The organism is Rufibacter hautae (assembly GCF_008271695.1).
GTDB lineage: Bacteria > Bacteroidota > Bacteroidia > Cytophagales > Hymenobacteraceae > Nibribacter > Nibribacter hautae.
On record NZ_VKKY01000001.1, the window covers coordinates 2,310,001 to 2,322,807 of the forward strand.

Genomic DNA, 12,807 nt, shown 5'->3' on the forward strand with positions numbered 1-12,807 from the left:
CATCATGAAGAGCATCCTGATCAAGAACGCCCAGCTAGTCAACGAAGGCCAGATCCAACAGGCCGATGTGCTGGTGAAAGACGGTTACATCCATACCATTGGGCAGAACCTGAATGCCCCCGCCGATACCGTGATAGACGCCCAAGGCCAGTACCTGCTGCCCGGCATCATTGACGACCAGGTCCATTTCCGGGATCCCGGCCTCACCTACAAAGCCGATCTGTACTCTGAGCCCAGAGCAGCGGTGGCCGGTGGCGTGACCACCTTCATGGAGATGCCCAACACGGTGCCCAACGCCACCACGCAGGAGTTGCTACAGCAGAAATATGATACGGCGGCGGAGAAATCGCTGGCCAACTACTCGTTCTTCATGGGCGGCACCAATGACAATCTGGAGGAAATCCTGAAGACCGATCCGCGGAGCGTTTGCGGCATTAAGTTGTTCATGGGCTCCAGCACCGGCAACATGCTGGTGGATAACGTGCACACGCTGGAAGAGATCTTCAGACAGTCACCCATGCTCATTGCCACGCACTGCGAGGATGAAGCCACCATCAGGGCCAACATGCAGCAGGCTACGGAGCAGTACGGCGAGGAGAACATCCCGATGGGCGCGCACCCGGTGATCAGGAACGTGGAGGCCTGTCATAAATCCTCCAGCATGGCGGTGGAATTGGCTAAGAAGCATAATACCCGTCTGCACATCCTGCACATCAGCACCGAAGAGGAATTAGCTTTGTTCGCCAATGACGTACCGCTGGAGCAGAAGCGCATCACTGCCGAGGTCTGCGTGCACCACCTTTGGTTTGACGCCGCGCAGTACGAAACCCTGGGTGCCCAGATCAAGTGTAACCCGGCAATCAAAGAGGCCCGCCACAAAGAAGCCTTGTTCCAAGGTTTACTGGATAACCACTTAGACATTATCGCGACGGACCACGCGCCGCACACCTGGGAAGAAAAGCAATCCCCTACCTATAAAGGAGCACCGTCTGGTTTGCCGCTGGTGCAACACTCCTTGCAGGTAATGCTGGCATTCTACCAACAGGGCAAGATTTCACTTGAAAGAGTAGTGGAGAAAATGTGCCATGCCCCGGCCATCTGTTTCCAGGTAGAGAAGCGCGGGTTCATCCGGGAAGGCTACTGGGCCGATCTGGTGCTGGTTGACTTAGCGCAAAGCCAAACAGTTACTAAAGAAAACACCTTTTATAAGTGCGGTTGGTCTCCGCTGGAAGGTCAGACGTTACCGGGTGTGGTGACGCATACCATCGTGTCTGGGCACTTGGCTTACCAAAACGGGCAGTTTGACGAAAGTAAGAAAGGTGAACGGGTGCTGTTTAGCCGGTAGTCGGCAGGAATTGAGCTAATGAGGAAGTCCACAAAATGGTCATTTCATACACTCTACAATACTTTGAAAACGGAGTTCCCGCAGATTGAACAACTTCCAGTATGGAGCAAATACGACTGGAAGAAGGAACCAGCATTCCATTCTATCATCTTGTCTGATATTGCTAGGGAAATGGTCAACTGGGCCAAAAAGGGGGATTACGTTAATGTAAAAAGGCTTATGGATTACATGGAGTCTGCTTTTATAAACGGAAGCTTTGCCGTCCAGGCGTACCTGGGAACTGATTTTACAGTCTCTATATTGGAAACTAAAGAGAAGGAAGTTAGAGATAAAATCAAGTCCCTTATGGGGCCAGAAACGACCTATGCTTATAAATTGAATTTGAATGGATACAGAGAGCCCAACTAAATATTAGATAATCTATTACAAATCTATAGCAACAGTAATAATGGGAATGATAGGAAACCTCTACAGAGTTTCACCAGAAGAACTTGAGGAGATTTTAAGGAATTCTTCCATATTGGAAGACAAAGTATACTCTGAAGACCAGATCAGTTCTGAGTACCTTCTAGACCTTGATAAATCTTGGGAAGGAATCTTTTATTTATTAACAGGATTTGGTATTAATGATATGGAAGAAGTTAAGCCACCCTTGTCTTGGGCTATTTTTGGCGAGCAGATGATTGATGAAGAGCAAGACATGGGGTACGGGCCAGCAACTTACAGAACTCCAGAACAAGTCAAAGTACTGAATTTGGCGTTAGCTACTATTTCAGAAGATACCTTGCACGAAAGGTATAACAGCAAAGCAATGATGGAGGCGGGCGTTTACCCCCAAATCTGGGATCAGGAAGAAGCTTTTGAGTATTTGCAAGAGAATTTCAAGCAGCTTAAAGAGTTCTATGCCATTGCTGAAAAGGAGCAAAATGCTGTTATTTCTTTTTTAAATTGAGAATGCTCTGCTTAGTTGATTGGAGGGATTGATTTATTTGGTTTTTGCATCTTTATATCTGCCTCATTATCAATTTGCTTTCTTACGTCTAAGAAGACTGTTAGGAAAAAAAAGCAAAAAATTGCTGCCAAAGCTTGCGTTGAATAGAGAAAGCCCCTACTTTTGTTCTCAAATTACACGGTGGTCGTAGTTCAGCTGGTTAGAGCACCAGATTGTGATTCTGGAAGTCGTGGGTTCGAACCCCATCGATCACCCAAAAAGCTCCTGAGAGATCAGGGGCTTTTTTGTTTTCGGGCCGTTTTTTAAAAAGGAGCCTCTAAACGAAGAACTGTTACTATTGTGCGGAGGTGCGGCGCTGAGCAAACCACTTCTGTTACCTGAAGAATTGTAAAAGAAAACACATGAGTCTATTAGTAATCGGGTCGGTGGCGTTTGATGCGCTGGAAACCCCGTTCGGGAAACGGGACAAGATCATCGGCGGAGCCGGAACTTTCATTTCATTGTCGGCGGCCAATTTTGTGCAACCGGTGAACTTGGTGTCTGTGGTAGGGGGCGATTTCCTGAAATCAGACATTGAGATGATGCAGAGCAAGGGCATCAACGTGGATGGTCTGCAGATCAAAGAGAATGAGAAGTCGTTCTTCTGGTCGGGCCGGTACTTCAATGACATGAACAGCCGCGAGACGCTGGTAACGGAGCTGAACGTGCTGGGCGATTTCGATCCGGTGATCCCGGAGAGCTACCAGGACTGCAAATACCTGATGCTGGGCAACCTGGCTCCGCAGGTGCAGCGGCAGGTGATTGAGCGCCTGAACAACCGTCCCAAACTGATTGTGATGGACACCATGAACTTCTGGATGGACATCGCGCTGGAGGATCTGATCCAGACCATCGGCATGGTGGACGTGCTCAGCATCAACGACGAGGAAGCCCGCCAGCTGAGCGGTGAGTACTCTTTGGTGAAAGCGGCCAAAAAGATCATGGGCATGGGCCCGAAATACCTTATCATCAAGAAAGGCGAGCACGGCGCTCTGTTGTTCCACGAGGAGGAAGTGTTCTTCGCGCCGGCCTTGCCGCTGGAGGAAGTGTTTGACCCAACCGGCGCCGGCGATACGTTTGCGGGCGGTTTCATCGGGTATCTGGCTTCTACCGATGATATCAGCTTTGACAACATGAAACGCGCGGTGATCCACGGCTCGGCCATGGCTTCTTTCTGCGTAGAGCAGTTCGGAACCGAGCGCTTGGTAGATTTGCAACCCGATGAAGTGGTGCAGCGTGTGCTGGAGTTTGTGAAACTGGTGAATTTCCAGCCGCAGGCCTAAACCGTTTTGAGGCTTGTTTTCTGAAAACGGGCCTTAAACAAAAAAAAGCGAGGGGCTATTGACAAGATCAATAGCCCCTCGCTTTTTTTCTACCAAAGGTGGTCAATGTCCATTCTTTGACAGAAGCCATTTTTTGGCCGCGTTGATAGAAGTAAAGTATTGGATGTCTATCTGCCCCACCTGCACGGCTTGCTTGTTTGTGGCCTCCACGCTCATCTTCCCGAAGAAATCATCTGGGGTGAGAAACGCCATGTGCGTTACGCCGGCCCGTATGGCCCTGGGAAACCATTCGCGGTCTATCCACTGCTGGCTCTCCTTCTGGATAACCCTGGTTTGCCGCGTGTCTACCAGAATCTTGGAGTAACCGCTCTGTTTGATCAAATGTAAGCTGGCCTCGGCAATCTCCCTGAACTCTGGGTGTTTCAGGAATCCGTTATAGGTCGCCACCACCGCCTGTAAGCTAGTATCTACTTGATTTGTGCTCATCTCTAGTCTCAAAGCCCTCAAAATAACGTCATGGGTAGAACGTGCGAGGCTCACTAATTCTTGCCACGGTTTGCGGCAGATTTTACGAAATTAGCCCCAAAACCGAGGGAAGCCCCCGGAATCTCTGCCAGTTCTTCCTTGAAGTGGCATATAGCTGGACAAATATGCAAAAAAATCAGAATGCCGCACTAGCTGTGTTTGTTGGGGCGGTGGTATTCCTGGCCTTGGAGGTAATGGTCTATTATGGGCTGGTCACCTGGCTCGTGCCCACAGACCCCGAGGTAGAGGAGCAGGGCGGCTCCATTGTCCGCAACTGGAACAAGGTCATGACCTTTATCCTCGTGTATATGGGCGTGGTGGTGGGAGCGCTGTTGCTGGCCAGCTCGCAGGTGCCCCGCAGTTACCGTCGGCATGTGCTCTTTTGGTTCTACCTGTCTTTGCCCACCTTATTGCTGCTCTTGGTCCTAGCTTTTAGCTGATAAAGTGATATACTTTTGCCAAACCTGCTCGTATAGGAAGGTATTACTTAACCAAACGGAGGATTTTATGAGCAGCAATAAGAAAAATCACAGCGGAGAAAAGGATAACAAGAAGGGTGGATTTATTGATAACACTGACAAAAACCACCTGACCCCGGATGACCAAACGCCGCAAACCCCGGAAAGTAGTTACCACAGCTCTAAAAGCGGTGGCACCACCATCCAGGACGAGCGGGCCGTATCCAGATCCGGTAACAACAACCGCGAAGGCGTGAATGCCTCTTACGGCGATGGCGGCGACCGTCCGCGTAGCAACCCAAGTGACAACCAGGTAGACCGCGGTAAATAAGATACCCCGCCAATAAGGTAAAGAAAATGGGAGGCCGTTCTTCAAAAGAGCAGACTCCCATTTTTTCTGTTCCTGATGCAAGGCTGACGCTGGAGTAAGTTGCCCAAACTCAGAACTCAAGACTCAGAACTCTGGACTACCTGACCATGTGCCGGTAAATCATCTCTGAGACGTTGGCCATGGCCTGGATGCCTGCTTTCTCATCTACCAAGCCTTTAGAAAGCAGCACCAGCACATACTGGCGGCCATCGGGCAGGAAAACAATGCCTGAGTCATGCCGAACACCGGTAATCCAGCCAGTTTTATGGGCTACTTTCACTTCCTGGGGCAGTTTGGCCGGAATCACGTCTTTGAATTTCTGGTCCAGCAGCACCTTGATCATTTCCTTAGAGGCTGCCGGGCTTACGGTTTTTCCCTGGGCCATCAACTGGAAGAGCACCATCAGGTCATAGGCGGTAGTGGTGTTGTTCAGGCCCTGGCGGTATGCCTTGGTATCTTCCACACCACGCAGCACCTGCAAATCCCTGGCGCCAAGCTCGCGCATGGTCTGGGTCACCTTCTTCGCATCTAGTTGCTCAATCACGATGTTGGTGGCCAGGTTGCTGCTCTGGATGATCATCTTGTACAGCAGCTCGGCCAAAGGCCGCTTCTGCCCCAGTTGGGTATAGAGTTCCTGTTCGCTGTCATCTTCCGGCGCAATACTGAACGGACTACCGTCTACAATGCTCTTGAACTCGTTCTTGACCAGAATAGAATCTGTGATGGAGAATCTGCCCTCGGCGGCTTGTTTGTAGGCTTCTATGAGCACCGGTGTTTTCATGGTGCTGGCCGCGTGAAAACTCTCGTGCTCGTTGATCAGGAGTTCTTCGCCGGTTTTCAGGTCTTTGAAGGCCACCGCGAAGGTGCCTTTCTGCTTCCCCAATTCCGCCAGGACTTCTTCTCTTAACCGCAGCATATTTTTATTTTGTTTCATAGCCGTGCAGCCCAGCGCCAGGAACGCCAAAGCCAGCAGGGAAAGGGGAATGCGCATAGACTTCTTGTTTTTACCTCTTCAATGTAAGAAAGCGCCTTCAATTTTCCCGGAGATATTCCCCAGCCCTGCTTAAGCGTTTAAAGCCTGTTTTTTCAAAAGAGCCCCTGAAAGCATACTTTACCCTTTGGTTGCCTTTGCTGTATCCTTGAAGTCCTGCTTGAGCCAGGCTTTAAAATTGGCCTGCTGCTCGGCGGTAGCGGCTGGGTTCTTTTTCACGCAGTACTGCGGCAGGTGCACTGTACCGTCTGGCTTCAGTATTACCGTTTTCAGCCTTTTTTGCCGGAACAAGGTGATTTCTATCTCGGGTTGGCCTTTCACTAAATTTGCCAGGTTGCTGTTCTCCAATTTGCGACCGTTAACGGCAATCAATTCATCGTCTATGGCAAGCACCCAGGCCGCCGGCGAGTTGGGCGCCACGTAACCCACCACAGAGACAGCCGGGAGGGCAGCGTTCAGCCTGAAACCGTACAAGCTTTCATGGGGCAATACGGCAGGTTCTTTCTCCAGCAGGCAGCCCACGTATGCCAGCGCCGGCGCCAGGCAGGTCTCAAAAGGCACCGTCCCAAAAACCATTTCCTGGAAGTACTTCTCCAGTGATATGCCAGCCACTTCCTCCGCCAGCCGCTGGTAATCTTCTTCGGCGTAGCCGATGCCGGGCTTGCCGAACTCCAGCCACATCCGGCGCATAACCTCGTCCAGGGAGCGGGCATTCTGGGTAGCCCGTCTTATCTCCAGGTCCAGCACCAGCGCCGCAATACAACCTTTGTGGTAGATGCTCACCTTGCGGTCTGGAATGCCGGGTTTGTAGCCGTCCAGCCAGGTGTCAAAAGAAGAATCGGCAACGGAAAGGTTCAGTTCGCCTTGGTCTACGGTGTGGCGCTTGAGAACGGTGTTCAGCTCCTGGAAGTACTGCTCAGAAGTAAACACGCCGCTGCGAGCCAGCAGGTAATCGCCATAATAAGTGGTGACGCCCTCGGCCACGTAACCCGTTCTAAAGTAGTTCTCGCGCGTGAAATCATAGGGAAGCATCTCCTTCGGCCGGATTTGCTTGATGTTCCACGTGTGAAACAGCTCGTGGCAGCTCACGCCCAGCAGTTCTTTATAGAGCGCCGGCGTCATTAAAGCTTCCGAGGGGCCCAGCGTGATCACCGTGGAATTGAGGTGTTCCACCCCGTGGTAATGCTGGAAAGGCAGAATAAGGTTGAGGAAGTGGTAGTCCTTCACCGGAAAGTCCCCGAACAGCTCCAGTTGCTCTTTAGTAAATGCCTGGAAGTGCGGCAGGATCTGTTTCCAGTCTGGTGTGCAATCGCCCTGGAACCACACGTGGAACGGGATGCCTCTTTCTTCATAGACCTGGTGCTGCAGCGTAGCGCTGGCGATGAACGGCGAATCTACCAAGTGGTCAAAGTTCTGCGCCTCCAGCGTGCGTGGGGCTGAAACAGGGAGTCCGCAGGCAATCTGCCAGTCATCGGGGATGTCCAGCGACAAGGTGCAGAGTTCCTGTTCCTGACCTTCGGCGGTAAGCAGGCAGTTTACGGGGTTCACGTACAGGAAATCCTCTGCCAGCCAGGAGCCGCCGGCATCCATCTGGCGGGCGAAGAAGTTGTAGCGTACCTCCAGAGCCTGATGCCCTTGGGTTTCTACTCGCCAGCGGTCTTTGGTTTCTTTCCGGAAGGGCAGAGGAGAGCCATTTGGAGCCAGTACTTCAAAGGCCTGCAGCTTCTGTGCGAAGTTCTGCAGCTCATACCGGCCGGGCCGCCAGGCGGGCAGCTGCAGGTATAGTTCTGGCGTGGCGATGTTCTCAATAGACGTCCGGATCTGCAGAAAACCGGAGAGCGGGTTCTGGGAGGAGAGGTGGTAGTGCGGCACTGCGTATGGTTCTTAGGTGGTTTCTTCTTGGCTAGCGAAGGTAGAGCGTTTTCGGCCTCATTTCAGCAAAACAAGCCAAAAAGGATGTACGCAAAAGCAGCTCTCTCCGGTCAGGGGAATTTTTTGTGCTAAGACTTGGGTCAGCTATCTTTGTAGTCCTGAGCGCTGGTAGTGGCCGTATGGCGCTGGCGTTAACGGTCTTACTCTTCCCTGCGGGTCTGGGGGCTGATTTATGAAAATGGGCCTTGAAACGGCTTTTCTGGGGTTTGCTGGTGCAGCAAGGCTTTCAGAAGAGGAGGGTAACGTGCAATTAGTCAAATTAAAATGTGCAAAGGAGTTTGATTTATCAGAATTGATTTCCTAATTTTGCATCCCTTAATATAATGTTTAGTGTAAGATGAAAAGAACATTCCAACCTTCGCAACGCAAAAGAAGAAATAAGCATGGTTTCCGCTCTAGAATGGAGACTGCAAATGGTAGAAGAGTATTGGCTAGCAGAAGAGCTAAAGGCCGTCACAAACTGACCGTTTCTGACGAAAGAAGACACAAAGCCTAATTTTTCTGAGTAGCTCGCTGCAAGGCGCCTTGCGAATGGGTACCTTCACTGAACATTCTGCAGAAGAGCAACCGCTTTCTTATAGATTTCCGAAAGAAGAACGTTTACGGAGCAAGAAGCTGATTGAACAGCTTTTCCGTGAAGGTTCTTCTTTTAATTCCTACCCGCTCCGTTTCGTGGCGCTACAGGTGCCCGGCTCCGCTGAACTCCCCGTTCAGGTGCTGGTGTCGGTGTCTAAGCGGAGTTTTAAAAAAGCCGTGGACCGCAACCGCATCAAGCGGCAAATGCGGGAAGCCTATCGGCTGCACAAACACACCCTTTCCAAGGCAAATCCGGAGGGCGGCACGTGGTGCATCGGCATCCTTTACATAGGGAAAGAAAAAAGTCCTTTCAATGTTATCAGCAAAAAACTAAATTTAGGATTGGAGCGTTTGCTTACTAAATAGTCTTCCTTTTTTCCTGTTTTTTACTGCTGCAGATATGTTGAAGAAAACTTTTGCCGGCCTTCTGGTGGCGGGCACTGCGTACGGCCTTTTTGCTTTCAAAGGCGAAGGCTCTGAACGCTATTTCGATATCGCTAAAAACCTTGACATCTTTGCCACGCTTTTCAAAGAGGTGAACACCTACTATGTAGACGAGGTGGCGCCCTCCAAACTGGTGCGTACCGGCATTGACGCCATGCTTAAGTCGCTGGACCCTTACACCAACTATATTCCGGAAGACGATATAGAGGATTTCCGCACCATGACCACCGGCCAATACGGCGGCATTGGGGCGTTGGTGGGCAAGCGCGATGGCCGTATCATTGTCTCCTTGCCACACGAGGGATCTCCGGCCCAGAAAGCCGGCCTTATTATTGGCGATGAGATCCTGAAGATTGACGGCATTGACCTTTCCAAGAAAACTGACAATGAGGTAAGCAAACTGCTCAAAGGCCAGGCGGGTACCATTGTGAAGTTGGAGATCAAACGCTTTGGGGCCGAGAAGCCCATGGTGGTTGACCTTACCCGTGCCAACATCCAGATCAACAACGTGCCTTATTATGGTATGGTCACCCCAGAAATTGGCTATCTGCAACTATCTGGCTTTACCGTTGACGCGGGCCGCGAGGTGCACAATGCGGTGGTGAAGCTGAAGGAGCAAGGCGCCAAGAAGGTAATTTTGGACCTGCGCGACAACCCAGGCGGCTTGCTGAACGAATCGGTGAATATCTCCAATCTGTTCCTGCCCCGCGGCAAGGACATTGTGAGCACCAAAAGCAAGGTGGCCGACTGGAACAAAATGTACAAAGCCTTGGATGAGCCGCTGGATGTGCAGATGCCCTTGGTGGTGTTGACCAGTAGCAACAGCGCCTCGGCGGCTGAGATTGTGGCCGGCGCCCTGCAGGATTACGACCGCGCGGTGCTGGTAGGCGAAAGAACCTTCGGGAAAGGATTGGTGCAGATGACGCGTCCGCTTTCCTATAACTCACAGTTGAAAGTAACTACCGCCAAATACTACATCCCTAGCGGCCGCTGTATCCAAGCCATTGACTATGCCCACCGCGCTGCTGATGGCTCGCTGCACAAAACCCCGGATTCGCTTCGCGTGGCATTTAAAACCTCGAGTGGCCGCGTGGTGTATGACGGTGGTGGCATCAGCCCCGATGTGGAAGTGAAAGAACAACCGGTGCCGGATATCATCCGCAAACTGGTTTCTAAGAACTACATCTTTGATTATGCCACCCGGTTCAGGGCTGCCAATCCTACCATCGCCTCAGCCAAAGACTTCAGGTTGTCAGATGCCGAGTACCAGAAATTCGTATCCTTCCTGAACGGAAAAGACATTACCTACTCCACGGATGTAGAAAAAGCTTTGGACGACATGATCAAGAAAGCCAAGGAAGATAAACACTATGATGAGGTGAAAGGCGATATAGAGCAGATCAGGAAGAAGGTGGCCACGAATAAAGGCAATGACCTGATGCGCTTCAAAGCCGAGATTTTAGAGTTGCTGGAGCAGGAAATTGTTTCGCGCTATTACCTGCAGAAAGGTTTGGTGGAAGCCACCTTTAACGATGACAAAAACATTGTGGCTGCCGTGGAGGTACTCAACAATCCCAGCAAATACCAGAGCCTGCTCACCACCAGTACTAAGAAATAGAGATCGCATTATTCTATATAGTATAGTAAGGGCAACCGGAGCACGGTTGCCCTTATGTTTTAGAATAGCGTAGCTTTGCAGAATAGTTGCTGTTAAGCCTTTTTCAATCTATGGCGTACCTCTTATCCTTAGAAACCTCTACCACCGTTTGTTCTGTGGCTTTGCACCAGGACCGGCAGTTGCTGTCTTACGCAGAGCTGCAGATGGAGAAGTCTCATTCATCCCACATTACGGTTATGGTGCAGCAGGTGCTGGAATATGCCGGGGTGGGTTTGGAGCAGTTGGCTGCGGTGGCTGTGTCAGGTGGGCCTGGTTCCTATACAGGCTTGCGCATTGGGTCTGGCACAGCCAAAGGTCTGTGCTTTTCCCTAGATAAGCCTTTGATCTCGGTGAGTACGTTAGAGGCAATGGCGCAGCAGATTATCTCCGTAACACCGGCGGCGGAGCGGTACTTGTTCTGTCCCATGATAGATGCCCGTCGGTCTGAGGTGTACACTTGTCTTATGTCTCATGCCTTAGAAGTGCGGTTGCCGGTAGAGCCAGTTATTTTGGAGGCATCTAGTTTTGCCGAAGATTTAGAAAAGCAGCCCATAATCTTCTTCGGGAGCGGAGCGGCCAAGGCTAAAGAACTTCTGGCATCTCACCCGAACGCTTTTTACCTGGAGAATGTTAAACCTACAGCCAAAGCCATTGGCGAGTTAGCCTTTGCAAAATTGCAGGCAGCACAGTTTGAAGATGTGGCCTATTATGAGCCATTCTATTTAAAAGAAGTATATATCACAAAACCCTCAGGGAAATAAAGGAAAGATGGAAGAGTTTGTAAACCGAGTGGCCAACAGTGGCCTCATCACTTTAAACCTGGAAGAATACCTGCACCCCGGTGAGCGCGTGGTGTATGATATAAAGGATAACCTGTTCATGGGCTTAATGCTACGTGAAAAGGATTTCCGTGCTTTTGTAAAAGATAACGACTGGTCCCAATACACAGGCAAGAACGTTGCCATCATCTGTTCCACCGATGCTATTGTTCCCACTTGGGCATATATGCTGTTAGCAAGTAAACTTCAGCCTTATGTAAACAGATACGTGTTTGGCGATCTGGATTCACTTGAGCAAGCTCTCCTCCAGGATGCTATTGCTAAAATCAACGCTGAAGACTATCAGGAGGCTAAAGTGGTGATTAAAGGCTGTGGTCAGATTCCAGTACCGACCTATGCTTATGTAGAGATCATGCAGAAGTTGTTGCCAGTAGTAAGCAGCATCATGTATGGTGAGCCTTGCTCTACCGTGCCTATTTACAAGAAGCCTAAGGACAAAGTGGCTACAGCATAAATTTATTGCTGAAGCGGAACTTCCGACTACCCAACCTTGGTTTCACCTGAGGCTCCGGTCGGGAGCCCCGTCTGATTAAGGCAGAGTGAAAATCTTTCCCACCCCCGGGAACTTCGGGGCACCCAGATGCGGTTACGTAGAAGGCTCCGGACGGGAGCTGCCAACAGAAGGCAACCGATAAAAAAAATCCAGGTTGGAACTCACAGCATCTCAGGGTGGTTATGTCTTAGGCTGCGGTCCCAAACGGCTAAGTCCACACTACTCTTGAGCAAAGGCCTTGTTTCCCCGAAAAGGTTTGGTACCTTTGCAGCCCGCTCGGCAGGAGGGGGGCAAGAACGGGGCAACCTGGTAGAGACGAAAGGAAGAGAAAAAAGTTTTCCGCGGCTATTGCGGAAAGGAAAAACCTTCTTACCTTTGCACTCCCTTCCGAAAGGGGGTTCAGCTGGCCGGCCGGGCCAGTCAGAAAGCGAAAAAAAAACTTTGGCTGAGTGCTTGCAAAGAGAAAGGTTCTTCTTACCTTTGCACCCCGCTTCGGAACGAAGGCTTAGGCTGAGGAAAACGGAGCTTCTCTTCCCTGAACGGGGGAAGGGAAAAGGAAAAAAAAGTTTTGGAAAGTATTGCGAAGAGAGAGAAAGTTCTTACCTTTGCACCCGCTTCCTAAACGAAGCACAACGAAACGCCTGACCATCCGGGTCGGGAAGAAAAAAAAAGAGAGAAAAAAGTTGCCTGGGGGCTTGCAGACACAGTTTTTCTGCTTACCTTTGCAGCCCCTTCCGGAAGGAAGGGAAACGAACCGGAGAGCGGTTCGCTAGTCACCGGCGACAGGCCGGTGGGAGGTTCTTTGAGTGAATGGGATAGATAGGAAAAGAAAACATAGACACTATATATTATGTAGCGTCTAGGGAAGAAGTGAAGCGTATCGGCGGTCGATGTCAGACAAAA

At 50.7% G+C, this 12,807-nt stretch carries 14 protein-coding genes and 1 tRNA gene; 12 read left to right on the forward strand and 3 right to left on the reverse strand.

Going from position 1 to position 12,807, the window contains the following annotated elements; all coding sequences use genetic code 11:
• The first annotated feature begins 4 nt into the window (after window positions 1-4).
• The 5 genes from FOA19_RS09085 to FOA19_RS09105 all read left to right on the forward strand — a co-directional run bounded on the left by FOA19_RS09085 (window position 5) and on the right by FOA19_RS09105 (window position 3,619).
• A complete protein-coding gene (locus FOA19_RS09085; protein WP_149090410.1) occupies window positions 5-1,345 on the forward strand; it encodes a dihydroorotase in 1,341 nt (446 codons plus the stop codon).
• Window positions 1,346-1,408: 63 nt separating this feature from the next.
• Window positions 1,409-1,753, forward strand: a complete 345-nt coding sequence (locus FOA19_RS09090) for a DUF7674 family protein (RefSeq protein ID WP_149090411.1) — start codon at window positions 1,409-1,411, stop codon at window positions 1,751-1,753.
• Window positions 1,754-1,793: 40 nt separating this feature from the next.
• A complete protein-coding gene (locus FOA19_RS09095; RefSeq protein ID WP_149090412.1) occupies window positions 1,794-2,297 on the forward strand; it encodes a YfbM family protein in 504 nt (167 codons plus the stop codon).
• A gap of 180 nt (window positions 2,298-2,477) precedes the next feature.
• A tRNA-His gene (locus FOA19_RS09100) sits at window positions 2,478-2,551 on the forward strand.
• Between the two features lie 147 nt (window positions 2,552-2,698).
• A complete protein-coding gene (locus FOA19_RS09105; RefSeq protein ID WP_149090413.1) occupies window positions 2,699-3,619 on the forward strand; it encodes a PfkB family carbohydrate kinase in 921 nt (306 codons plus the stop codon).
• Window positions 3,620-3,721: 102 nt separating this feature from the next.
• Here FOA19_RS09105 and FOA19_RS09110 read toward each other — a convergent pair whose 3' ends face one another.
• On the reverse strand, window positions 3,722-4,105 hold the full coding sequence (locus tag FOA19_RS09110; RefSeq protein WP_149090414.1) for an STAS/SEC14 domain-containing protein: 384 nt from the start codon (window positions 4,103-4,105) through the stop codon (window positions 3,722-3,724).
• A gap of 164 nt (window positions 4,106-4,269) precedes the next feature.
• On the opposite strand from FOA19_RS09110, the gene FOA19_RS09115 reads away from it, so the two are divergent.
• Together FOA19_RS09115 and FOA19_RS09120 are read left to right on the forward strand one after the other, a co-directional pair.
• Window positions 4,270-4,584, forward strand: coding sequence for a hypothetical protein (locus FOA19_RS09115; RefSeq protein WP_149090415.1), 315 nt, complete (start codon window positions 4,270-4,272; stop codon window positions 4,582-4,584).
• Window positions 4,585-4,651: 67 nt separating this feature from the next.
• Window positions 4,652-4,933: a hypothetical protein gene (locus tag FOA19_RS09120; RefSeq protein ID WP_149090416.1), complete on the forward strand. Its 282-nt coding sequence runs from the start codon at window positions 4,652-4,654 to the stop codon at window positions 4,931-4,933.
• 136 nt (window positions 4,934-5,069) lie between these two features.
• Here the strand turns inward: FOA19_RS09120 and FOA19_RS09125 are convergent, their stop codons facing one another.
• Both FOA19_RS09125 and FOA19_RS09130 read right to left on the reverse strand, forming a co-directional pair.
• Window positions 5,070-5,963 carry a serine hydrolase gene (locus FOA19_RS09125; RefSeq protein ID WP_149090417.1) on the reverse strand — a complete coding sequence of 298 codons (894 nt, stop codon included), beginning with the start codon at window positions 5,961-5,963 and terminating at the stop codon, window positions 5,070-5,072.
• A 120-nt stretch (window positions 5,964-6,083) separates the two neighbouring features.
• Window positions 6,084-7,835, reverse strand: coding sequence for a M61 family metallopeptidase (locus FOA19_RS09130; protein ID WP_149090418.1), 1,752 nt, complete (start codon window positions 7,833-7,835; stop codon window positions 6,084-6,086).
• Between the two features lie 397 nt (window positions 7,836-8,232).
• Here FOA19_RS09130 and rpmH point away from each other — a divergent pair, with 397 nt between their 5' ends.
• The 5 genes from rpmH to FOA19_RS09155 all read left to right on the forward strand — a co-directional run bounded on the left by rpmH (window position 8,233) and on the right by FOA19_RS09155 (window position 11,865).
• Window positions 8,233-8,391 (forward strand): 50S ribosomal protein L34, encoded by a 159-nt coding sequence (gene rpmH, locus FOA19_RS09135; RefSeq protein ID WP_071885432.1) that lies wholly within the window; start codon window positions 8,233-8,235, stop codon window positions 8,389-8,391.
• A 35-nt stretch (window positions 8,392-8,426) separates the two neighbouring features.
• The gene (gene rnpA, locus FOA19_RS09140) at window positions 8,427-8,837 is read left to right on the forward strand and encodes a ribonuclease P protein component (protein WP_149090419.1); all 411 of its coding nucleotides are present in this window, start codon (window positions 8,427-8,429) and stop codon (window positions 8,835-8,837) included.
• 34 nt (window positions 8,838-8,871) lie between these two features.
• Window positions 8,872-10,533 (forward strand): S41 family peptidase, encoded by a 1,662-nt coding sequence (locus tag FOA19_RS09145; protein ID WP_149090420.1) that lies wholly within the window; start codon window positions 8,872-8,874, stop codon window positions 10,531-10,533.
• Window positions 10,534-10,643: 110 nt separating this feature from the next.
• Entirely contained in the window at window positions 10,644-11,333 is a 690-nt protein-coding gene (gene tsaB, locus FOA19_RS09150; RefSeq protein ID WP_149090421.1) for a tRNA (adenosine(37)-N6)-threonylcarbamoyltransferase complex dimerization subunit type 1 TsaB, read from the forward strand.
• A 7-nt stretch (window positions 11,334-11,340) separates the two neighbouring features.
• Complete coding sequence (locus FOA19_RS09155) at window positions 11,341-11,865, forward strand: DUF2480 family protein (protein WP_149090422.1); 525 nt, start codon at window positions 11,341-11,343, stop codon at window positions 11,863-11,865.
• The last annotated feature ends 942 nt before the right edge of the window (window positions 11,866-12,807 follow it).